This window comes from Pseudomonas sp. 1D4, from assembly GCF_001728925.1.
GTDB classification, from domain to species: domain Bacteria; phylum Pseudomonadota; class Gammaproteobacteria; order Pseudomonadales; family Pseudomonadaceae; genus Metapseudomonas; species Metapseudomonas otitidis.
Genome location: NZ_LXJQ01000017.1, coordinates 1 through 20666, shown reverse-complemented (window position 1 = coordinate 20666; position 20666 = coordinate 1). Strand labels below are relative to the sequence as shown.

Sequence of the window (20666 nt, the reverse complement as noted above, 5' to 3'; positions counted from 1 at the left end):
CCGTGGAGCAGCCTCAGAAGCGGTACGCGCCGCTCTGGATCGCTGCGTGCAGGTCGGTGTCCAGGGGGCGGAAGGCCGGTTCCCCCGGTAGCCGCACGTACAATGGCTCGTTGACCTGGGTGGGGTCGAAGCCGGCCTTCTTCAGGTCGGTCTTCTTGTACTTGAAGGTGCCGGTGGTCTCGATCTCGTCCAGCAGCCGCAGGAACAGCGGAGCAGCATAGTGCGGCAGCTCGCGGTCCAGGTGCTCGGCCACGGCGGCGGCGTCCAGGTCCGCGTCGGGGCTCAGGCGCAGTGCCGCCATGCCGCAGCGGCCGTTGGTGCCGGGAATCTCCACGCCGTAGACCACCGCATCCTGCACCCCATCGAACACCCCCAGCACGCTTTCCACCTCGGTGGTGGAGACGTTCTCGCCCTTCCAGCGGAAGGTGTCGCCCAGGCGGTCGACGAACTGCGCGTGCTTGCAGCCGATGTCGCGCATCAGGTCGCCGGTGTTGAACCAGGCATCGCCCTTCTTGAACACGTTGCGCAGGATCACCGCCTCGCTCTTGGCCGGGTCGGTGTAGCCGTCGAAGGGCCACTTCTCGCTGATTTCGCTGATCAGCAGGCCCGGCTCGCCCTTGTCCACCTTGGTCAGGAAGCCCTTGTGGTCGCGCACCGGGCAGTCGTTCTCCAGGTCGTAGCGGACGATGGCGTAGGTGGCCGGGGAGAAGCCCACGGTGTTGTCGAAGTTGAAGACGTTGGTGAAACCGATGTTGCCCTCGCTGGAGGCATAGAACTCGGTGACGCGCTGGATGCCGAAGCGGGTCTTGAACTCGTCCCAGATGGCCGGGCGCAGGCCGTTGCCGATCATGCAGGTGAGGGTGTTGTCCTTCTCCTCGGGGCAGGGCGGCTGGTTCAGCAGGTAGCGGCACAGCTCGCCGATGTAGCCGAAGCAGGTGGCCTGGTAGCGCGCCACGTCCTTCCAGAAGTTGCTGGCGGAGAACTTGCGGCGCAGGGCGATGGCCGCGCCACCGGCCAGCACCGAGGCCCAGCTCACGGTGACGGCGTTGTTGTGATAGCAGGGCAGCGTCAGGTAGAAAACGTCGCGGTCGGTGAGCCCCAGCCCGGAGTGGCCGAAGCCGCCATAGGCCTTGATCCACTTGCCGTGGCTGAGAATCGAGGCTTTCGGCAGGCCGGTGGTGCCGGAGGTGTAGATGTAGAAGCAGGCGTCCTTCAGGCGCACCCGCCCGGTGTCCGCCGGGTTCTCCGCACTGTGCTCGCCGGCCAGGCGCATCAGGTTGGTCCAGCCGCGCGGGGCCTGTCCGGCATCGCGGCGGGTGTCCAGGTCGTCGGCCACCCAGTAGCGCCGTGCCCCGGCAGTCTCCAGGTCCGGCTCCACCTCCTCGAAGGCGCTGCGCAGCTCTTCGCCGACTACATGGTGGCCGGCTTTCACCAGGTTGAGGCTGTGGGCAAGGACCTTGCCGCGCTGGGTGGTGTTGACCAGGGCGCCGATGCCGCCCAGCTTGGCCACCGCCGCCAGCACCGCGAGGATTTCGATGCGGTTCTCCAGCATGATCGCCACCACCTTGCCGGGGCCCACGCCCTCGGACTTGAGTGCGTGGGCGATGCGGTTGGCCCAGGCGTTGAACTCGGCGTAGGTCAGGCTGCGCGTCTCGTCCATCGCTGCCGGCCGCTGCGGGTAGCGCGCCGCCGCCCGCTCCAGGGCCCAGCCCAGGGAGAGCGTCTTGTCGCGGTTGCGAATCCCGGTGAAGTACAGGCCCAGCAACATGCGGGGCACGCGATTGAGGTTCGCCGGCAAGCGGGCGAGGAAGCGGAACGGGGAGATCAGGTCGGCCTGGGTCATGGTTCTCGCACTTCAGTCTTGTTGTTCTGACCACCTTCGCGGGGTGGGAATAGGCGCCACCGGCGAATCTAGACGGGTTCCCTCGGGCTGCCCTTGGCCCCCGCGCGGGTGGGCGCGGGCAGTTCGGCAAATACCGGGGTGTGTTCAGGTGGTCAGCCGAAAGGCCCTCCTCGGGCAGGAGAAGGGCCTCAAAGACTGCGTGTGGCTTGGTATCTCAGAACACCCATTTGGCTTGCAGCTCGCCGGCGAAGCCGCCACGGGCGGTGGCGTTGTAGCTGCTCAGGTTCAAGCTCACGCTGCTGCCATCGGGACGCAACAGGGAAAGGGACAGGTCCAGTTGGTAGCTGTCGCTGGGCAGGCGCTGGCCCGGCGTGGAGAAGACGCTGCCACCGCCGGTGAAGCGGGCGTTGGTGTCCAGAGCGTTGCCGATCAGTTCGTGGCGCCAGGTCATCTGCACGGCGGGCTGCAGGTGGGTGCCAGCGGAGAGTGGCAGGTCCATGCTCAGGCGTGCGCCAACGCGGCTGGCCAGGCGGTCCTGGCGTTCACCCTCGATGCCCAGGCCCAGGGCGCCGGCATGGCGCTCCTGGTAGCTGTCCAGGTGCAGTTGGCTCCACTCCAGACCGGCCAGCGGCGTCAGGGTTGTCTGGTGGGTCAGCCGAAGCGGCATGCCGGCTTCCAGTTTGGCGCTGTACTGCCGGCCGTCGAAGCGACCTTCGGCGGTGCCCCCAAGGACGGTGTCGCGGCGGGTCTCGAAGCGTTGCTGGGCGTAGCCGAGCATGCCGTCCAGGTACCAGGCACCGAAGTCGCGGCTGGCGTAGGCGCTGATCTGGTAGGTGTCGATTTCGCTGCCGTCGCCCTTGCGCTCGCCTTGTTGGTTGAGGTTGACCGTGCCGTAGCTGAAGGCAGCCCCGGCGACCCAATCGTCATTGAGGCGGGTGTCCAGGCCCAGGGTCATGCCTTGGGTGTGGCTGTCGTAGCCGTTGTAGCCGGCGTGACTGCGCTGGTCGAGGCGGCCACCGAAGGCCTGGATCCAGAAACCCTGTACAGGGGCACGGGTGGCCTTGCCTGCGGCGGCGGCATTGCTGGCCAGCCACTGGCTGGGGGTGTTGTCCACCAGGTTCAGGGCCAGCGCGCTGTGATCCTGGGCACGCAGGCCGTGGAGGCGGCCGGAGAGACTTCGCCAAATGCTGTTGCGCACGAATTGCAAGGCGAGCTCGTGCGCGGAATTACTTTGTGGCGCCAGGTGGGCCAATGTTTCGCGTTGGGCCTCGGCGGTCATCCCGTCCAGCAGCCGGATGGGTTGCAGCAGCGCGCCTGGTTCACCCCGCAAGGTGTCCAGTTGGGTCGCCATGGACTGTGCAGGGCTGCTTGCAATGCTTCTCAGTTGGCGTGCGGGCAGTCCTGCCACGTTGACCGCGGACCCGCCGATGACGAAAAAGCTCAAGGGCAGAACGATCGGAACGCCGTCGTCATAGGTCGTGATGACCACGTAGTAGTTGATGCCCGCTTCCAGTTGCGCGTTCAACTGCGGGCAGTAGGTGTTGCCGAAGGTGCTGCAGGCGGTGGAGACCTCGTTGCCATCGTCGTCCTGGCCGATCAGGTTGGCAGTTGGGTCGGATGGGTCGAAGGTGTCCCGGTAGAAGTACATGTAGGGGTCTTCGAAGGCCGAGGCGTCCATTCCGACGGTGTAGATCCCGTCCGTATTGGGTGTGAAGAACTGGAATACGTATTGGAACGACACACCGGGGCCGGTGTCGGGGCGCTGGTAGGTCCCGATGGTCGCGCTATCCAGAGTGAAGGTGGTGATGGCCGAGTGGACGGGCAGGGGGAGTGCCAGCCCCAGCAGCGCTGGGATCAGAGGGATGAGGGCGCCCGCCCTGCGAGTTTCGGAAGAGTGGGAGGAAAAGGACATGGTCGTTCCTGCTCCTTGGCAGACTTATGCAGTGCAGACTAGGTCGGGGCGGGGAGTGCAAGGCTTATTTGTGCTTGTGTTTCCGGGTTTTCTTCTTCTTTTTGTGTGGGCATTTGCCATTTGGTCGCGCGTGGCTCCTCTGCAGAGTGAGCGTTGCCAATCCACGGGGTGCAACTGCCAGGCAGCAGGAGTGCCTGTGGCGGGCACATGGATACCCGCAAACGGAAGTGTTGGATGCCGGGTTGGAGCTGGGTTGGAGCTGGGTTGGAGCTGGGTTGGAGCTGGGTCGGCGGCGGAGTCACCTCCGGCACCGACCGTCAGGATCGATAGCGACAACCACCTCCATGTCGGTTGCCTGGCGAGGCCGCGTGCAGGAGCGAGCTGTCACCAGGTTCACGCTGTTCTCGTTGTCAGTGGGCTCAGTCGACGAACAGGTCCGGGATGAGGCTGCCGCCCTCGGGGTCGAAGCGGTAGTGCTCGAACTCGGTCTGGCCCTGTTCGCGGAGGATCTCCTCGTCCACCAGCAGGCGCCCGGTGATGCAGCGGCCTTCGCTGGAGAGGATGGCGTGGGCGGCGTCGGCCATGATCGCCGGGGTGCGGGCGCGCTTGAAGGCGTCGCGGCTGCCCAGTTCGAACTCGATGGCGGCGGTGGCGATCATGGTCTTCGGCCACAGCGAGTTGACGCTGATGCCGTAGCGCTTGAACTCCTCGCTCATGCCCAGGGTGAGCATGCTCATGCCGTACTTGGTGACGGTGTAGGGGCCGTGCTGGGCGAACCACTTGGCGTCCAGGTTCAGCGGCGGGGACAGGTTGAGGATGTGGCCGTTGCCGCTCTGCTTGAGGTAGGGCAGGGCGGCCTGGCTGCAGACCATCACCGCGCGGGTGTTGATCTGGTACATCAGGTCGAAGCGCTTGGGCTCCAGACGCTCGACGCCCACCAGCTTGATGGCGCCGGCGTTGTTGACCAGGGCATCGATGCCGCCGAAGTGCTCGGCGGCCTGGGCCAGGGCATCGCGTGCGGCGGCTTCGTCGCGCACGTCCAGTTGCAGGGGCAGGGCCCGGCCGCCGGCCGCTTCCACTTCCGCGGCGACGCTGTGGATGGTGCCTTCCAGCTTGGGATGGGGCTCGGCGCTCTTGGCAGCGATGACGATGTTGGCGCCATCGGCGGCGGCCCGCAGGGCGATCTCGCGGCCGATGCCACGGCTGGCACCGGTGATGAACAGGGTCTTGCCGGAAAGGGACATGGGGGTGCTCCTGTTGGTGTTGTCGGGTTCCTGGCTACTCAACGTAGCCGAGTGGCGCGGTTCGAGCGGTTGTTCAGTCGGCGGCTTCGACCTCCACCAGCACCTGGCGGCTCTTCACCTGGTCGCCGGCGCTGACCTGCACGCGGCGGACGGTGCCGTCCATCCCGGCCTTGAGGGGGTGCTCCATCTTCATGGCTTCCAGTACCACCAGCAGTTGGCCCTTGGTGACCGGGGTGCCTTCCTCCACCAGTACGTCGACGATGGCGCCGTCCATGGGGGCCTTGACGGTGCCGGAGGCGGCGCCGGCCTGGCCGCCGGCGGGTTCGTGGGTGACGTCCTGAAGTTCGATGCTGCCCTGGTGGCCCTTGAGCCAGAGGCGCTCGCCGTCGTGGTGGTAGGCGAGGCGGCGGCGGATGCCGTCCAGCTCCAGGGTGGCCCAGCGGCCGTCGCAGGCCAGCAGGCGCACGGCGACGGACTGCCCGGCAGCCTGGACCTGCACCTGCGGTTGCGCGCCGCTGGTGCGGACGTCCAGCAGGACTTCGTGTTTCTGCTCGCCCTGGCGCAGCACCAGGCGCCAGGGCGCGCTGCCGGCGCTGCGCCAGCCGGCGAGGCCGGCCTGGTGGGCGCGGGATTCGGCGGAGGCCTGGTAGAGCAGGGTGGCTGCGGCGGCCAGCTCCACGGCCGGCAGCGGCTGTGGGGCCAGGCTCGGGTCGGCGGCGAAGTGTTCACCGATGAAGGCGGTGGTGGCGTGGCCGGCGGCGAATTCGGGGTGGGCCAGCAGGTTGGCGAGGAACCGCTGGTTGCCCTTGACCCCCAGCAGCACACAGTCTTCCACGGCACGGATCAGCTTGCGCCGGGCTTCGTCACGGGTGGCGCCCCAGGCGATCACCTTGGCCAGCATGGGGTCGTAGAAGGGCGTCACCGGCTGGCCTTCCACCAGGCCGTGGTCGATGCGCACGCCGGCACCGCTGGCGGGTTCCCAGCGCAGCACGTCGCCGGTCTGCGGCAAGAAGCCGGCGGCCGGGTCCTCGGCGTAGAGGCGGACTTCCATGGCATGGCCGTCAAGGCGGATGTCGTCCTGGGCCAGCGGCAGGGCTTCGCCGGCAGCGACGCGGATCTGCCAGGCCACCAGGTCGAGCCCGGTGACCAGTTCGGTGACCGGGTGCTCCACCTGCAGGCGGGTATTCATTTCCAGGAAGTAGAAGCGGCCTTCGGCGTCCAGCAGGAACTCCACGGTGCCGGCGCCCAGGTAGTTCACCGAGGCGGCAGCCTTGACGGCCGCTTCGCCCATGGCCTGGCGCAGCGTTGGCGTCATCACCGGGCAGGGGGCTTCTTCCACCACCTTCTGGTGGCGGCGCTGCACTGAGCAGTCGCGCTCGCCCAGGTAGAGGATGTGGCCGTGGCGATCGCCGAACACCTGGATCTCCACGTGGCGCGGCTGGATCACCGCGCGTTCGAGGATCAGTTCGCCGCTGCCGAAGGCGTTCTGCGCTTCCGAGCGCGCGGTGCGGATCTGCGCGGCCAGCTCGCTCGCCTCGTGCACCAGGCGCATGCCACGGCCGCCACCGCCGGCGCTGGCCTTGATCATCAGCGGGTAGCCGATGCGCTCGGCCTCGTGGGCGAGGGTGGCGTCGTCCTGATCGGCGCCTTCGTAGCCGGGGATGCAGGGCACGCCGGCTTCGAGCATGGCGATCTTCGACAGGCGCTTGCTGCCCATCAGGTGGATGGCCTCCACGGTGGGGCCGATGAAGGTGATGCCGGCGGCTTCGCAGGCCTGGGCAAAGGCGGCGTTCTCGGAGAGAAAGCCGTAGCCCGGGTGCACCGCATCCGCGCCGGTGCGCCGCGCGGCGTCGAGGATGGCCTCGACGCTCAGGTAGGACTGGCCCACCGGTGCCGGGCCGATGCACACGGCTTCGTCGGCCAGCTGCACATGGCGCGCGTCGCGGTCGGCCTCGCTGTACACGGCCACGGTGCGGTAGCCCAGGTCGTGGGCGGTGCGCATCACCCGACAGGCGATCTCGCCCCGGTTGGCGATCAGGATCTTGTTGAATGCGGGCATCTTCGTGCTCCTGCTGGGGGACCGGAGGGCATCCGGGGTCCGGGCTGTTTGCGTTCGGTGTTGCCGGTGGATCGGGTTGGGTCGATCCGCCTGTTGTGTTCGGTGTTGCGTGGGGATCGGGCGTAGGGTGGATCGCGCTCTATCGATCCACCGCCTGGGTTCACTGGGCCCAGGTCGGTTTGCGTTTCTGCACGAAGGCCAGGGTCCCCTCGGTGCCTTCGGCGCCGGTGACGGCTTCGGCGAACCAGGCGGCGGCGTCGTCCAGCAACGGGCCCAGCTCGCGTTCTTCGGTGGCCAGCAGCAGCGCCTTGGTACGGGCGTTGGCGCCGGGGGCGCAGCGGCGTACCTGGTCGAGGGTGTCGGCCAGACGCTGGTCCAGGGCCGCTGCGTCGGCCTCGGCGCTGTGCACCAGGCCCAGGCGCAGGGCCTCGCGGCCATCGAAGCGGGCGGCGGTGAGGGCCAGGCGGCGGGCCTGGGTGAGGCCGATGCGCTTGACCACGAAGGGCGCGATCTGTGTCGGGAGGATGCCGAGGCTGGTCTCTGGCAGGCCGAACTGGGCGCTTTCGGCGGCCAGGGCGATGTCGGACACGCAGGCCAGGCCGAAGCCGCCGCCGAGCACCGCGCCCTCCAGCACGGCGATCACCACCTGCGGCTGGCCCTGGGCCTCTTCCAGCAGGTGGCCGAAGGCGCGGTTCAGGCGCTGGTAGGCCTCACCGCCGGTGGCGCGGGCGCTGGCCATGTCCTTGATGTCGCCGCCGGCGCAGAAGTGCCCGCCGGCCCCGCGCAGCACCAGGGCACGCACCTCGGGCGCCAGGCGCGCGGCGGCGAGCACCGCGCGCAGCTCTTCCACCATGGCCAGGCTCATGGCGTTGCGGCTTTCCGGGCGGTTGAGGGTGATGTGCAGCACGCCGTCAGCGGGCTCCAGCAGCAGGGTCTCGGTGTTCGGCAGTTCCATGGTCACCCCCGTCTCAGTCTTTCTTCTTGCCCGGCAGGATGCCCATCAGCTTGCAGATGATGCCGAGCATGATCTCGTCGGCACCGCCGCCGATGGACACCAGGCGGGTGTCGCGGTAGGCGCGGGAAATGTGGTTGTCCCACATGAAGCCCATGCCGCCCCAGTACTGCAGGCAGGCATCGGTGACTTCGCGGCCCAGGCGCCCGGCCTTGAGCTTGGCCATGGAGGCGAGGCGGGTGACGTCCTTGCCCTTCACGTACATTTCGGTGGCCTGGTAGACCAGGGCGCGCAGGCATTCCACCTCGGTCATCAGCTCGGCCATGCGGAAGTGGATGACCTGGTTGTCGATCAGTGCGTTGCCGAAGGTCTTGCGTTCCTTGCAGTAGTCGATGGTGGCGTCGATGCAGTGCTCCAGGCCCTTGATCATGTTGGCCGCGCCGAACAGGCGCTCTTCCTGGAACTGCAGCATCTGCATCATGAAGCCGGCGCCTTCGTGGCCGATGCGGTTGCGCTGCGGCACGCGGACGTTGTCGAAGAACACCTGGGCGGTCTCGGAGCTGCGCATGCCGAGCTTGTCCAAGTGCGGGCTGAGGGTGATGCCGGGGGTGTTCATCGGCACCATGATCAGCGACTTGTTGACGTGGGGCTTGTCGTCGGAGGTGTTGGCCAGCAGGCAGATGAAGTCGGCGGACGGGGAGTTGGTGATCCACATCTTGCTGCCGTTGATCACGTAGTCGTCGCCGTCCTTGCGAGCGGTGGTCTTGAGCCCGGCGACGTCGGAGCCGGCACCCACCTCGGAGACGCCGATGCAGCCGACCATCTCGCCGGCGATGGCCGGGCGCAGGAACTCTTCGCGCAGCTCGTCGGAGCCGAAGCGCGCCAGGGCCGGGGTGCACATGTCGGTCTGCACGCCGATGGACATGGGGATGCCACCGCAATGGATGGTGCCGAACTCTTCGGCGGCGACGATGGAGTAGCTGTAGTCCAGGCCCATGCCGCCGAATTTCTCCGGCTTGGAGATGCCCAGCAGGCCCAGCTCGCCGGCCTTCCTGAAGATGTCGTGGATGGGGAAGCGGCCGTCCTTCTCCCACTGGTCGACGTGGGGGTTGATCTCCTTGTCGACGAAGTTGCGGACGGTACGGCGGAGTTCTTCGTGTTCCTGGGTGAAGATCATTGTTGTTGTTCTCCGTGAGTAAGCCGTTGGGGGTGCGCCAGGCGCACCGTGAGGGTTCTCAGAAGCGAGCCACGCCGAAGCGGTTGGTCTTCAGGGGCCGGGCCTCGGCCTCGGCGCAGATGTCCAGCAGGTAGCCCAGCAGCTTGCGGCTGTCGCGGGGGTCGATCAGGCCGTCGTCCCACAGGCTGGCGGTGCCGTAGAGCGCGGTGGACTGGCTGTCGAGCTTCTGCGCGGTCATCTGTTCCAGCATGTCGAGCATCTTCGGGTCGGCTTCCTTGCCTTCCTTGGCGTGTTTCTCCTCGGTGACGATGCGCAGCACCTTGCCGGCCTGGGCGCCGCCCATCACGGCGGTGCGGCTGTTGGGCCAGGCGAAGATGAAGCGCGGGTCCAGCCCGCGGCCGCACATGGCGTAGTTGCCGGCGCCGTAGGAGCCGCCCACTACCAGAGTGAGCTTGGGCACGCTGGCGTTGGCCACGGCCTGGATCATCTTCGAGCCGTGCTTGATCACCCCCAACTGCTCCGACTCGGTGCCCACCATGAAGCCGGTGGTGTTGTGCAGGAACAGCAGCGGGGTGTTGCTCTGCTCGCAGAGCTGGATGAACTGCGCGGCCTTGGCGGCGCCGCGCGGGGTGATCGGGCCGTTGTTGCCGATCAGCCCGCAGGGGCGGCCCTCGATGCGCAGGTGGCCGCAGACGGTCTGGCGGTCGAATTCGTTCTTGAAGTCGAGGAACTCGGAGCCGTCGGCGATGCGGGCGATGATCTCGCGCACGTCGTAGGGCTTCTTCGGGTCCGCCGGCACCACGCCCAGCAGCTCTTCGGTGCTGTACAGCGGCTCGCGCCAGGTGGGCTTCACCGGGGCCGGCAATTGGGCGTTCCAGGGCAGCATGGCGAGCACCTCGCGGGCGATGCGCAGGGCGTCGGCGTCGTTCTCGGCCAGGTATTCGGCGGTGCCGGCCACCTGGGCATGCATCTCGGCGCCACCGAGTTCTTCGTCGGTGGCCACTTCGCCGGTGGCGGCCTTGAGCAGGGGCGGGCCGGCGAGGAACATCTTGGCCTTGCCACGCACCACGATGACGTAGTCCGACAGGCCCGGCTGGTAGGCCCCGCCGGCGGTGCTGGAGCCGTGCACCACGGTGACCTGGGGAATGCCCATGGCGGAGATGCGCGCCTGGTTGGCGAAGCCGCGCGCGCCTTCGACGAAGATCTCCGCCGCGTAGTTGAGGTTGGCGCCGCCGCTTTCGGTGAGGGCCACCATGGGCAGCTTGTTCTCCACGGCGATCTGCTGCAGGCGCAGGGTCTTCTTCAGGCCGGTGGGGGAGATGGTGCCGCCCTTGATGGCGCTGTTGCTGGCGCTGATCAGGCAGCGCACCCCGGCGATGTAGCCGATGCCGGCGATGATGCCGCCTCCGGCCTGGGTGCCGTCCTTGTCGTCGTGCAGCTTGTAGCCGGCCAGGGAGCACAGCTCCAGGAAGGGGCTGCCCGGGTCCAGCAGCAGGTTGAGGCGCTCGCGGGGCAGCAACTGGCCGCGCTTCTCGAACTTGGGCTTGGCGTCCTGTGCCTTGTCCAGCACCTTCTGTTCCACCTCGCGGAAGCTCGCCACTGCGGCCAGCATGGCCTCGCGGTTGCGGGCGAAGTCGTCGCCGTGGACGTCGAGTTCGGATTGGATCACGGCCATGGCTTACTCCTCGTCCTTGAACACGGCGGGCAGGTAGGCCCGGTGGAAGCCGTTGTAGGACTCGCTGGCGCGGGCCTTGCCCAGGGTCCAGGCGCGGGTGCCCTGGCTGGCGGCGCCGTCGATGCGGATGGTGTTGCCGCTGATGAAGTTGGCGCCGGGGGAGAGCAGGAAGACGATGGCAGCCGCCACCTCGGATTCGGTGCCGATGCGCTGCAGCGGGACGTGGTCCTTGAGGGAGCGGATCATCGCCTTCATCGACTCGGGGTAGGTGTCCATGCCGCTGGAGGCGATCCAGCCCGGTGCCACGGCGTTTACCCGCACTCCGGCGTGGCCCCACTCGTAGGCGGCGGTTTTGGTGAAGTTCTCCATGCCGGCGCGGGCGGCGCCGGAGTGGCCCATGCCGGGCATGCCGCCCCACATGTCGGCGAGCATGTTGACGATGCTGCCGCCGGTCTTGCTCATGCTCTGCAGGAAGACCTCCCTGGCCACCAGGAAGCCGCCCACCAGATTGGTGCGCACCACGGTCTCGAAGCCCTTCTGGTTGATGCCGATGAGCGGCGCGGGGAACTGGCCGCCGGCGTTGTTGACCAGGTGATGGATGGGGCCGCGCTCGACCACCACGGCCTTGACCATGGCCTTGACCGCTTCTTCGTCGCGGATGTCGCAGGCCTGCCAACTGGCGCTGCCGCCGTCTTCGATGATCTCGCCGGCGGTGGCTTCGAGCTTTTCCGCCTTGCGCCCCACCAGCACCACATGGGCGCCCAGGTGGGCCAGCTCGTGGGCCACGCAGCGGCCGATGCCGCTGCCACCGCCGGTGACCAGAATGGTCTGGCCGGCGAACAGGCCGGGCCGGAATACGGAGTCGTAGTTCATTGTTGTTGTCGTCCTCGTCGCGCTACAGGGTCTCGGCCAGTGCGCGCGGCACCGGTACGGGGAATTCAAGCAGTTGCTGGGCGAAGGCCTTGCCCTGCGGGTCGATGCGCAGGCTGGCGACGCCGCCGCCGCCCAGGGCGTTCTCCAGCAGGAAGTTCAGGCTGTGGGTGCCGGGCAGGTACCAGCGCTGCACGCGGCCGGTCTGCGGGTCGAGCACGTGGGCCATCCAGTCCACCACGGCCTCGGGCGTCAGCGCCTCGGCGATCCACGGCAGGAACTCGGGCCGGCGCGCCATGACGCCGATGTTGCTGTGGTTGCCCTTGTCGCCGGAGCGGGCCACGGCGAGCCTGATCAGCGGCACGCTGGCGTCGGCCTCGCCAACCGGGCGTGGCGGGTGCAGGTCTTCGGCCAGGGCCGTCGGGCCGGCGCTGCCTGCCTCGGGCAGGGCCACCGGGTGGCGCTCGCCGTCCAGCTCCACCTCCAGGCTGCAAGCGCTCTTGTCCACCAGGAAGGAGAACAGGCGGATCACCGGGTACACCGTGGGGCGGCCGCCGACGATGCCGGTCAGACCGGGGGCCATGCCGGTGGCGGCCTGGGCGATCTCGCGGGAGAAGAGGATCAGCGCCTCCTTCTTGCTGTGGCGCACGGCGAGCTTGATCACCACTTCGCGGCTGTCCTGCCGTTGGGCATGAGGCCCGTAAGTGGCTTCGCTGCCCAGCAGTTCGATGTTCACCTCGCGGTAGGGGCCCCAGCCCCGTGCGGCGAAGATTTCCTCGGTCTTGGCGATGATGGCGCGGCTCACCCGCTCGGCCTTCTTCACCGCGTCGAGGCCGGCGATCAGGCAACTGGCAGTGCAGCGGAAGCCGTCGGGGTAGGTGGCGCTGACCTTGTAGCGGTCGGTGGGCGCCAGGCCCCGGGCGCCGGAGACGCGCACGCGGTCGGTGCCGGCGGCTTCCAGGCGCACCTGGGTGAAGTCGCAGATCACATCGGGCAGCAGGTAGGCGCGCGGGTCGCCGATCTCGTAGAGCATCTGCTCGCCGACGGTGAAGGGCGTCACCAGGCCGCCGGAGCCGTCCGGCTTGGTCACGCAGAACTGGCCGTCGGCCTCCACTTCGACGATGGGGAAGCCGATGTGCTCGTAGTCCGGCACCTGTTCCCAGTCGGTGAAGTTGCCGCCGGTGCACTGGGCGCCGCATTCGATGATGTGGCCGGCGAGGGCGGCCTGGGCCAGGCGGTCGTGGTCGTCCCAGCGCCATTTGAATTCGTGGACGAGGGCGGCGCTGACCACGGCGCTGTCCACCACCCGGCCGGTGATGACGATATCGGCACCGGCCTCCAGCGCCGCGACGATGCCGGGGGCGCCCAGGTAGGCATTGACCGAGACGCACATGGGCGGCAGCGGGGCGTCGGTGAACATCTCGCGGACGCCGGCCTTGGCCAGCTCGCCCAGGCGCGGCTGCAGGTTGTCGCCATGCAGCACGGCGATCTTCAGCGCCACGCCGGCCTTCTCGCAGGCGGCGGAGAGGGCGGCAGCACAGGCCACCGGGTTGACCCCGCCGGCATTGCTGATCACGCGGATGCGCTTGTCGGCGATCTGCGGCAGCAACGGTGCCAGCACCTCGACGAAGTCGGTGGCATAGCCTTCGTCCGGCTTCTTCATGCGTGCCCCGGCGAGGATCGACATGGTGATCTCCGCCAGGTAGTCGAACACCAGGTAGTCCAGCTTCGCGCCGTTCACCAACTGGGCGGCGGCGGTGGAGGTGTCGCCCCAGAATGCGGAGGCGCAACCGATGCGTACGGCTCTGGTCATTGTTATGGCCCGTATCACTCGAGAAGGTGGGGCGACATTACCAAGCAAGCGCTTGGTTGAAAAGTGGAGTGCGGCAGTTTTTTGCCCAAGCGCTTGCTTGGGTGTCGGGCGGGGAATAGATTTCGCGAATCAAGACAGAGACTTGCGCTCCATTCTTAAGTTGGATGGGCAAGCGCCGTGCGAACGAGGTAGTGACGAGCGATGAGCCTGGACAACCCAAAAGCCCAAGACGTGATACGTGAACTGGTGGAAAGCGGGCAGATCACCGACCCGGAAAGCCCCCGCGGCAAATTGCTGCAGACCGCCGCCCACCTGTTCCGCAGCAAGGGCTACGAGCGCACCACCGTGCGCGACCTGGCCAGTGCCGTGGGCATCCAGTCGGGCAGCATCTTTCACCACTTCAAGAGCAAGGACGAGATCCTCCGCTCGGTGATGGAGGAGACCATCCTCTACAACACCGCATTGATGAAGGCCGCCCTGGCCGAGGCCGACAACCTGCGCGAGCAGGTGCTGGCGCTGATCCGCTGTGAGTTGCAGTCGATCATGGGCGGCACCGGCGAGGCCATGGCCGTGCTGGTGTACGAGTGGCGCTCGCTCTCGGAGGAGGGGCAGCGCTACATCCTCGAACTGCGCGATGCCTATGAACTGCTCTGGCTGGATGTGCTGGGCGAGGCCCGTGCCCAGGGCTACGTCCAGGGTGACCCGTTCATCCTGCGGCGCTTCCTCACCGGCGCGCTGTCCTGGAGCACCACCTGGTTCCGCCCCGAGGGCCCCATGAGCCTCGACCAGCTCTGCGAAGAGGCTCTGGCGCTGGTGCTCAAGGACGGCTGAGCGAGCATGGACTAGTCTTCCCCGGGAGCCGTCCCACCTCTCTCTCCGGGGCCAAGATGTCGGGTGTCTGGTCTATCACTTCACGGTTTTTGCTGCTGTCAGTCTGTCTGCTGACCGGCAGCGCATGGGCCGCGCTGCCCCGTGAAATTCGCGTCGGCGCCTACAACTTCCCGCCCTACATGGTGCACCCCGAGCAGGACGCCGGCAGCGGCCTGACGGTGGAGCTGGTGGCGCTGTTCAACCGGGTGCAGAAGCGCTTTCACTTCAGCATCGTGCCCACCTCTTCGGCGCGCCGGTATCGCGATCTGCAGACCGGTCGCTACGACCTCATCCTCTTCGAGGACCCTGACTGGGGCTGGGAGGGCGAACGCTACAGCCTGGTCGACATGGGCATCGACGACGCCGAGGTCTACGTGGCCCGCGCCGAACCCGGGCGCGACGAAGCCTACTTCGACACCCTCAAGGGCAAGCGCCTGGTGGTCTATGCCGGCTACCACTACGGCTTCGCCGGCTACGACGCAGACCCGGTCATGCTGCAGCAACGCTTTCAGGCTACGCTCACCTATTCCCACGACAGCAATCTGCTCATGCTTGTGCATGGTCGTGCCGATATAGCCGTGGTCACGCGGTCCTACCTCGAACAACGGCTCCAGCGGGACCCCGAACTGCGCGGCAAACTGCTTGTTTCCCGCCGGTTCGATCAGGAATACCATCTCAACGCCATGCTCAGGCCCAACGCCCCCATCGAGCCCCAGGAGTTCGAACGGCTGTTGCGGCGGCTGCAGGCGGATGAGTCTTACCAACGGCTGCTGGAGCGATACCAGTTGCCGTTCAAGAAGAACGACCGAGATTAAGAACGGCGCATACGGGGACAACATGGTTTTTGCACGTGTTTGGCGGAAGGACGGCCGACAACGGGTTGGGGGATGCAAGGAACTGTTGGCCGCACTGGCTCTGTTCGCTTCGCTGGAACCGGCGCTTGGCGCCGAGATGGTCAAGGTGGGCGGCGCCCACTTCCCGCCCTATGTGATCAAACCGGAATCGGAAGCGGCCACCGGCCTGCTGCCCGAACTGCTGGAAGCCCTCAACCAGGCCCAGACGGACTACCGCTTCGTCATGCTGCCCACGGCCATTCCGCGGCGCTTCCGCGACTTCCAGAGCGGGCGCATCGACATGGCGGTGTTCGAGAACCCCGGCTGGGGCTGGCAGGACTTCGAGGCCGCGCGCATCGACATGGGCCTGGAGGACGCCGAGATCTTCGTCGCCCACAAGCGCGACAGTCGGGGCCAGGACTACTTCCGTAGCCTGGACGGCAAGCGCCTGGCCCTCTACAGCGGCTACCACTACGGCTTTGCCGGTTTCAATGCGGACCCGGAGTACCTCATGCGCGAGTTCAACGCGATGCTGACCTACTCCCACGACAGCAACCTGCTGATGGTGCTGCGTGACCGCGCCGACATCGCCCTGGTGACGCGCTCGTACCTGGGCATGTACCTGGAGCGCAACCCGGACGTAGCCGGGCAGTTCCTCGCTTCCGACCGGGTCGACCAGTACTACCGCCACTACGCCCTGTTGCGACCGGGCGCGCCCATCAGTCCGACGCGCTTCGCCCACCTGCTGGAAGACCTGCGGGCCGATGGCAGCCTGGAGCGCATCTTCGGCCGCTACCGCATCCGCGTCAGCCCAGCTTCAGTGGATAACTCAGCAGCAGGACGTGGCAGAGATTGACCCCCAGGTGCAGGGCCACCGCCGGCCCCAGCCGACCCGAGAAGTGAAACGCCAGGCCGTAGCCCAGACCCGCCACCGTCGCCAGCACGGCGAACAGCGTGCTGAAGGGCAGGTGCACCGCACCGAACAGCAGCGTCGCCAGCAGCAGCCCCGCCCAGGGGCCCAGGCGCGCTGCCAGGCTGCGCTGCAGCAGCGCGCGGAACACCAGCTCCTCCGCCAGCACCGTCACCAGCAGGTTCACCGCCAGCCATAGTGCCAGGTGTTCCGGCCACTTCGGCACCCAGCCCACCAGCCCCAGGGCCAGCGCCAGCACCGGCACGGCCACCAGCGTCGCCAGCATCACCGCCAGGGTCGCTCCACGGCGTGGCGCCGGCACCGGGTCCGGGCGGCCCAGCCACCAGGCCAGCAGGCTCATGCCCACCAGCGCCTTGTCCCAGTTCACCCGCAGGGCGTAGGGCGGCGCGTCCGGGCTCCAGGGCGTCGGCTCGGTCAGGGAGAGGTAGGCGAAGCCCGGCACCAGGTGCGCGGCCAGGGCCACGCTGGCCAGCAGCGTCACCGGCAGCCACAGCCAGTTGGGCAGGCGTTTCGCCGCCAGCACCCAGCCGGCATAGGCCACGCCGAGTGCCAGGCCGAGCGGGCTGATGTGGCCGGTGGCATGGCCCAGGGCCAGGGTGAGCAGGGGAAGCAGGATTTGTAGATGGATAGGCATGGCACCTCCTGAGGAATCAGGTGGCGCACTTTAAGGCCATCTCGCCATCAGGTGTTGGCGGATGTGCGGGAAACCGGCCCGTGGCCGGCTTCCGTGCCGGCTCTCAGCGGTCTTCCGCGTCCTTGGCGTCCGCTTCCGCGTTGCGCTGGCGGATACGCGCCAATTGCTCCTCGGTCAGCGGAACCTTCTTCGCGGTGTCACGCAGCATCATCAGGCCGCCGACGATGGAGCCAAGGGCCAGCGCCAGGATCAGCCAGGCATACCAGGGCATGTCGATCTCCTTTGTGGATGGGGCATGTGGGGTTGGATGCTACGGCGTCATACGAAAAGTGTCTGCGCTCGGTGATGCTGCGTTGAAAACGCCCTCAGAATGCTCATTTACAGCACGTAAACTGCGCTTCTTCGGGCGTTTTCGCCTTGCCTGACCTTCGCTCGACGACTTTTCGTATAGAGCCTACGGCGCGCATGCCGTTCCGTCATTCGTTGCATCAGGCCTGCTCCCGCAGCCACGCCAGCAGCGCGGCCGGCAGGCTGCCGGGGGGCGGCGGGGCCTCGCTCAGCAGGCAGTAGCGCGAGCCATCGGCCACGAACCCCAGCGGTGCCACCAGCGCGCCGCTCGCCAGGTCGTCGCGCACCAGGTGCCACGGGCCGATGGCCACCCCCAGCCCGGCCACCGCCGCCTGCAGGCTGAAGTAGAAGTGCTCGAACACCTGCCCGCCCGGCAGGCCCGGAGCGCGACCGGCCGCCGCGCCCCAGTCCGTCCAGGCTGCTGGCCGGGTGCGGGTGTGCAGCCGGGGCGCATCCGGGCGCAGGTCGTCGGCCTCGAACCACTGGGCGGCCCGCTCCGGGCGGCACACCGGCCCCACCTGCTCCTCGAACAACGGCTCCACGTGCCAGTGCGGCGGGTGCGGGAAATCCTCGCGGCGGATCGCCAGGTCGATGCCGGTCTGGAAGGAGAAGGCCCCGCCGCCGGCCACCAGGTGAATCACCCAGTCCGGGTGGCGCGCCTGGAAGTCCGGCCAGCGCGGGATCAGCCAGCGCATCAGCAGGGTCGGCTCGCACGAGATCACCCATTGCCGCTCCCGGCGTGCCTTGGCCCGCAAGCCCTGGGCAGCCTGTTGCATCAGCGCCAGCCCGTCGTGCACCGCGCGGGCCAGGGTGCGGCCGTCCTCGGTGAGGAAGACGCGGCGGTTGCGCCGTTCGAACAGCGCCACGCCGAGATCGTCTTCCAGCAGCCGAACCGCCCGGCTCACCGCGCCATGGGTCAGGTGCAGCGCCTCCGCTGCGCGGGTGAAGTTCTCCAGACGGGCTGCGGCCTCGAAGCAGCGCAGCGCCATCAGCGAGGGCAGGCGGGCATCGCTGGATGGTGAGCCAGGCTCACCGGAATGGTCAGAAAGCATCGTTGGTCAGGCCCCTGGCTGGCTTCCTATGATCGGCACCTCTATCGAATCGCCAGGGGATACGCCATGGACGAACTGTTAGCTGTCATCACCATCACCCTGCTTGCGGTCATCAGCCCCGGGCCGGACTTCGCCCTCGTCTCACGCAACAGCCTGCTGCGCTCCCGCCGCGCCGGCGCCCTGACGGCCCTGGGCATTGGGCTGGGGGTGTTGGTGCATGTCAGCTACACCCTGGTGGGTGTCGGCGTGCTCATCCAGCAGTCGCTCTGGCTGTTCGATGCCATCCGCCTGGCCGGTGCCGCCTACCTGATCCTGCTGGGGGTGAAGATGCTGCGCAGCCAGCCCGCCGGCACCCAGGCCGAGGCGCCCGAAGCACCGCTGAGCGACGCGGCGGCCCTGCGCATGGGCTTCTTCACCAACGTGCTCAACCCCAAGACCACGGTCTTCATCGTCAGCCTGTTCCTGCAGGTGGTGCGCCCGGACACGCCCCTGGCGGTGCAGGTGGGATGGCGCTTTCATCGCCAGCGCTCACGTCGCCTGGTTCGGCCTGGTGGCGCTGTGCTTCTCTTCCGGCGCCGTGCGCCAGCGCTTGCTGGCGATGCGGCACTGGGTGGACCGCAGTTTCGGCGCGTTGCTGGTGGGCTTCGGTTGCTGGCTGGCGTTGTTTCGCCGGGGGTGAAGGTCGCCGCCAGTCCACAGCCAGCCACGGGGCTTCGTCACCCGCAGAACCCTTTGCAGAGGTGTGCGCCCGAGGCGCTTTCATCAGTCCGGGAAAGTGCGTTTGAGGCTGCTTGGTCCTGCACGGCGCCTTCCAGAGACGCCCCCGCCGCAAAGGTGGGCCTGTGCTGTCTTGCCTGCCCGGTGAGGGCTGGGATAGGTTGCGAGCCTGTCCACAACGGGGCAACGCCATGCGCAAGCCTTCAAGACACATGCACGACATGCCGCACGCACCGGCACGGTTACCGCTCGGCCTGATTCTGTTGCTGCTGTGCCTGCTCGTTGGCCTGGCCTGGGGCATCGTGCAGAAGCCTGCCCTGCTGTGGGTTGTGGCTGGCACGGCTGTGCTGGTGAAGTACTTGAGCTGGCGAGAGCAGCGACGTTTGGCGAGGCTGGCCGCGCAACGCCAGGGGCAGTCCATATGCCAGTTCGCTCGCGCCTTTCCTCGGTGGCAGGTGGACACCTGGGTGATCCGCGCCGTGTACGAGTCGCTGCACGGCTATCTCGGCGGAGGCTTGCCGATCCGTGCCGATGATCGCTTCAAGGAGGATCTGCGCCTGGACGACGAGGACCTGGAGTTCGAACTGCTGGAGGAGATGGCCCGGCTCAGTGGCCGGTCTCTGGCGGGCATCGAGGACAACCCCTTCTATGGCCGGGTCCTGCGCGTGCGTGATCTGGTGCTGCTGCTCGATCATCAGCCGCGCAGCCTTTCCCCCTGAGTGCCTGATCAGGCGCTCCGCAGCCTAGCCGAATGGCTACCGGTGCATACCGCATGTGCACAGTTTCGACAGTCGGGAGCGGGGCGTACCCGCTCCCGGTTCGGCTACCAATCGCCGAAGGGCATGTGCTTCCAGCTCGGCTCGTTGCCCAGCGCCGGCTCCTCGCGGCTGCAGAGGAACACCGGCAGGTCGCGTCGGGCGATCCAGATGTCCCCTTGCCACTTCACCACGCCGATCCGCTGGTTGGCCCAGCTCATGTACGCCCGGCGGGGCGCCGCGTTGGCGTCGCGGTAGTGGTCATGCAGCGTCGGCACCACCTCCTCGCTGAGCCAGCGGCTCAGGCAGCGGTGCTCCGGGTGCTGGTAGCGGTACAGCAGGCGATAGACGCCGGCCTCGCTGAGGGCGATGACTTCCTCGCTGCCACCGCTGGCGTGCCGCAAGCGGACGGCGCGGCGCTGGTGCGGGTCCACCAGGCGGGGCAGGCGACCGGGCTTCAGCGCGCCGATCATCCGCGCGAAGTCCATGGCCACGAACCAGGGCTGGTTGTCGACCATGGCGGCACGGAGCTGGTGGTTGTGGCGTTGGAAAACGATGGGTCTATGTGCGTCGTGCATGGTGTTGCTCCTGTAAGTGATTTCAGGATCGCCACCCACGCTGTCAATCGAAGGGTGGCAAACCGCGCGGGGTTGACAGACCGGTTACAGGACCCGGCAGACCCGAGGGTCTCCCCGCGCGATCTGCCATGACGCAGTGCAGTCAGAAAACTGCATACGAACACGTGCCTGCAAAAAACGTCCGCCGTTTTTCGCATGCACTTGAAGCGCAATCGCGCCTGTAAGTTCGGGCTGTCAAACCCGGCCGCGGGATTGACCGCGACGCCGGGAGGATAGGGAGGTGGGGGAGGGAGAGCAAGGGGCATGGCCAACGCCCCGGGCTGGGGATGCTGTGCGACGGGGTGGTGGCGGATCGCATGGGGTTGGCGAGCCGGCTAGTAGGGGCCGGCAGACCCGAAGGTCT

Annotated in this window: 17 protein-coding genes and 1 pseudogene; 5 read left to right on the top strand and 13 right to left on the bottom strand. The window is 67.6% G+C overall.

Annotated features, from left to right (window positions below):
* Window positions 1-13 precede the first annotated feature (13 nt).
* The 9 genes from A7D27_RS10980 to A7D27_RS10940 all read right to left on the bottom strand — a co-directional run bounded on the left by A7D27_RS10980 (window position 14) and on the right by A7D27_RS10940 (window position 13545).
* Window positions 14-1843 carry a long-chain-acyl-CoA synthetase gene (locus tag A7D27_RS10980; RefSeq protein WP_069564890.1) on the bottom strand — a complete coding sequence of 610 codons (1830 nt, stop codon included), beginning with the start codon at window positions 1841-1843 and terminating at the stop codon, window positions 14-16.
* Window positions 1844-2057: 214 nt separating this feature from the next.
* A complete protein-coding gene (locus A7D27_RS10975) occupies window positions 2058-3755 on the bottom strand; it encodes an autotransporter domain-containing protein (RefSeq protein ID WP_069564889.1) in 1698 nt (565 codons plus the stop codon).
* 419 nt (window positions 3756-4174) lie between these two features.
* Window positions 4175-4999 (bottom strand): NAD(P)-dependent oxidoreductase, encoded by an 825-nt coding sequence (locus A7D27_RS10970; RefSeq protein ID WP_069561675.1) that lies wholly within the window; start codon window positions 4997-4999, stop codon window positions 4175-4177.
* A 73-nt stretch (window positions 5000-5072) separates the two neighbouring features.
* Window positions 5073-7058, bottom strand: coding sequence for an acetyl/propionyl/methylcrotonyl-CoA carboxylase subunit alpha (locus A7D27_RS10965; RefSeq protein WP_069564888.1), 1986 nt, complete (start codon window positions 7056-7058; stop codon window positions 5073-5075).
* Between the two features lie 160 nt (window positions 7059-7218).
* On the bottom strand, window positions 7219-8013 hold the full coding sequence (gene atuE, locus A7D27_RS10960; protein ID WP_069564927.1) for an isohexenylglutaconyl-CoA hydratase: 795 nt from the start codon (window positions 8011-8013) through the stop codon (window positions 7219-7221).
* A 13-nt stretch (window positions 8014-8026) separates the two neighbouring features.
* Window positions 8027-9187 (bottom strand): citronellyl-CoA dehydrogenase, encoded by a 1161-nt coding sequence (atuD, locus tag A7D27_RS10955; protein WP_069561673.1) that lies wholly within the window; start codon window positions 9185-9187, stop codon window positions 8027-8029.
* Window positions 9188-9245: 58 nt separating this feature from the next.
* Complete coding sequence (gene atuC / locus A7D27_RS10950; protein WP_069561672.1) at window positions 9246-10862, bottom strand: geranyl-CoA carboxylase subunit beta; 1617 nt, start codon at window positions 10860-10862, stop codon at window positions 9246-9248.
* 3 nt (window positions 10863-10865) lie between these two features.
* Window positions 10866-11735, bottom strand: coding sequence for an SDR family oxidoreductase (locus tag A7D27_RS10945; RefSeq protein ID WP_069564887.1), 870 nt, complete (start codon window positions 11733-11735; stop codon window positions 10866-10868).
* Window positions 11736-11757: 22 nt separating this feature from the next.
* Complete coding sequence (locus A7D27_RS10940) at window positions 11758-13545, bottom strand: acyclic terpene utilization AtuA family protein (RefSeq protein WP_069564886.1); 1788 nt, start codon at window positions 13543-13545, stop codon at window positions 11758-11760.
* Between the two features lie 207 nt (window positions 13546-13752).
* On the opposite strand from A7D27_RS10940, the gene A7D27_RS10935 reads away from it, so the two are divergent.
* The 3 genes from A7D27_RS10935 to A7D27_RS10925 all read left to right on the top strand — a co-directional run bounded on the left by A7D27_RS10935 (window position 13753) and on the right by A7D27_RS10925 (window position 16104).
* A complete protein-coding gene (locus A7D27_RS10935; RefSeq protein WP_218188486.1) occupies window positions 13753-14376 on the top strand; it encodes a TetR/AcrR family transcriptional regulator in 624 nt (207 codons plus the stop codon).
* Window positions 14377-14432: 56 nt separating this feature from the next.
* Window positions 14433-15230 (top strand): ABC transporter substrate-binding protein, encoded by a 798-nt coding sequence (locus A7D27_RS10930; RefSeq protein WP_069564884.1) that lies wholly within the window; start codon window positions 14433-14435, stop codon window positions 15228-15230.
* Window positions 15231-15366: 136 nt separating this feature from the next.
* Window positions 15367-16104, top strand: a complete 738-nt coding sequence (locus A7D27_RS10925) for an ABC transporter substrate-binding protein (RefSeq protein WP_069564926.1) — start codon at window positions 15367-15369, stop codon at window positions 16102-16104.
* On the opposite strand, the gene A7D27_RS10920 is transcribed toward A7D27_RS10925, so the two are convergent.
* From A7D27_RS10920 to A7D27_RS10910, 3 genes are all read right to left on the bottom strand, one after another.
* Window positions 16055-16813 (bottom strand): CPBP family intramembrane glutamic endopeptidase, encoded by a 759-nt coding sequence (locus A7D27_RS10920; protein WP_069564883.1) that lies wholly within the window; start codon window positions 16811-16813, stop codon window positions 16055-16057. The genes A7D27_RS10925 and A7D27_RS10920 overlap by 50 nt on opposite strands.
* A gap of 103 nt (window positions 16814-16916) precedes the next feature.
* A complete protein-coding gene (locus tag A7D27_RS10915; RefSeq protein ID WP_069561667.1) occupies window positions 16917-17084 on the bottom strand; it encodes a DUF2897 family protein in 168 nt (55 codons plus the stop codon).
* 217 nt (window positions 17085-17301) lie between these two features.
* Complete coding sequence (locus A7D27_RS10910) at window positions 17302-18213, bottom strand: LysR family transcriptional regulator (protein ID WP_069564882.1); 912 nt, start codon at window positions 18211-18213, stop codon at window positions 17302-17304.
* Between the two features lie 66 nt (window positions 18214-18279).
* Here A7D27_RS10910 and A7D27_RS10905 point away from each other — a divergent pair.
* Together A7D27_RS10905 and A7D27_RS10900 are read left to right on the top strand one after the other, a co-directional pair.
* A pseudogene (locus A7D27_RS10905) lies at window positions 18280-18892 on the top strand (LysE family translocator).
* Window positions 18893-19121: 229 nt separating this feature from the next.
* The gene (locus tag A7D27_RS10900) at window positions 19122-19649 is read left to right on the top strand and encodes a hypothetical protein (RefSeq protein WP_069564881.1); all 528 of its coding nucleotides are present in this window, start codon (window positions 19122-19124) and stop codon (window positions 19647-19649) included.
* A gap of 104 nt (window positions 19650-19753) precedes the next feature.
* Here the strand turns inward: A7D27_RS10900 and A7D27_RS10895 are convergent, their stop codons facing one another.
* Window positions 19754-20263 carry a BRO family protein gene (locus A7D27_RS10895; protein ID WP_069561663.1) on the bottom strand — a complete coding sequence of 170 codons (510 nt, stop codon included), beginning with the start codon at window positions 20261-20263 and terminating at the stop codon, window positions 19754-19756.
* Window positions 20264-20666: the final 403 nt, after the last annotated feature.

What these genes read in the sequence shown, in the direction of transcription:
- A7D27_RS10910 (WP_069564882.1), bottom strand. Translation starts at nt 18,213, where the DNA reads ATGCTTTCTGACCATTCCGGTGAGCCTGGCTCACCATCCAGCGATGCC.
- A7D27_RS10980 (WP_069564890.1), bottom strand. Translation starts at nt 1,843, where the DNA reads ATGACCCAGGCCGACCTGATCTCCCCGTTCCGCTTCCTCGCCCGCTTG.
- A7D27_RS10930 (WP_069564884.1), top strand. Translation starts at nt 14,433, where the DNA reads ATGTCGGGTGTCTGGTCTATCACTTCACGGTTTTTGCTGCTGTCAGTC.
- atuE (WP_069564927.1), bottom strand. Translation starts at nt 8,013, where the DNA reads ATGGAACTGCCGAACACCGAGACCCTGCTGCTGGAGCCCGCTGACGGC.
- A7D27_RS10895 (WP_069561663.1), bottom strand. Translation starts at nt 20,263, where the DNA reads ATGCACGACGCACATAGACCCATCGTTTTCCAACGCCACAACCACCAG.
- A7D27_RS10925 (WP_069564926.1), top strand. Translation starts at nt 15,367, where the DNA reads ATGGTCAAGGTGGGCGGCGCCCACTTCCCGCCCTATGTGATCAAACCG.
- A7D27_RS10965 (WP_069564888.1), bottom strand. Translation starts at nt 7,058, where the DNA reads ATGCCCGCATTCAACAAGATCCTGATCGCCAACCGGGGCGAGATCGCC.
- A7D27_RS10975 (WP_069564889.1), bottom strand. Translation starts at nt 3,755, where the DNA reads ATGTCCTTTTCCTCCCACTCTTCCGAAACTCGCAGGGCGGGCGCCCTC.
- A7D27_RS10970 (WP_069561675.1), bottom strand. Translation starts at nt 4,999, where the DNA reads ATGTCCCTTTCCGGCAAGACCCTGTTCATCACCGGTGCCAGCCGTGGC.
- A7D27_RS10940 (WP_069564886.1), bottom strand. Translation starts at nt 13,545, where the DNA reads ATGACCAGAGCCGTACGCATCGGTTGCGCCTCCGCATTCTGGGGCGAC.
- A7D27_RS10945 (WP_069564887.1), bottom strand. Translation starts at nt 11,735, where the DNA reads ATGAACTACGACTCCGTATTCCGGCCCGGCCTGTTCGCCGGCCAGACC.
- A7D27_RS10915 (WP_069561667.1), bottom strand. Translation starts at nt 17,084, where the DNA reads ATGCCCTGGTATGCCTGGCTGATCCTGGCGCTGGCCCTTGGCTCCATC.
- atuD (WP_069561673.1), bottom strand. Translation starts at nt 9,187, where the DNA reads ATGATCTTCACCCAGGAACACGAAGAACTCCGCCGTACCGTCCGCAAC.
- atuC (WP_069561672.1), bottom strand. Translation starts at nt 10,862, where the DNA reads ATGGCCGTGATCCAATCCGAACTCGACGTCCACGGCGACGACTTCGCC.
- A7D27_RS10920 (WP_069564883.1), bottom strand. Translation starts at nt 16,813, where the DNA reads ATGCCTATCCATCTACAAATCCTGCTTCCCCTGCTCACCCTGGCCCTG.
- A7D27_RS10900 (WP_069564881.1), top strand. Translation starts at nt 19,122, where the DNA reads ATGCGCAAGCCTTCAAGACACATGCACGACATGCCGCACGCACCGGCA.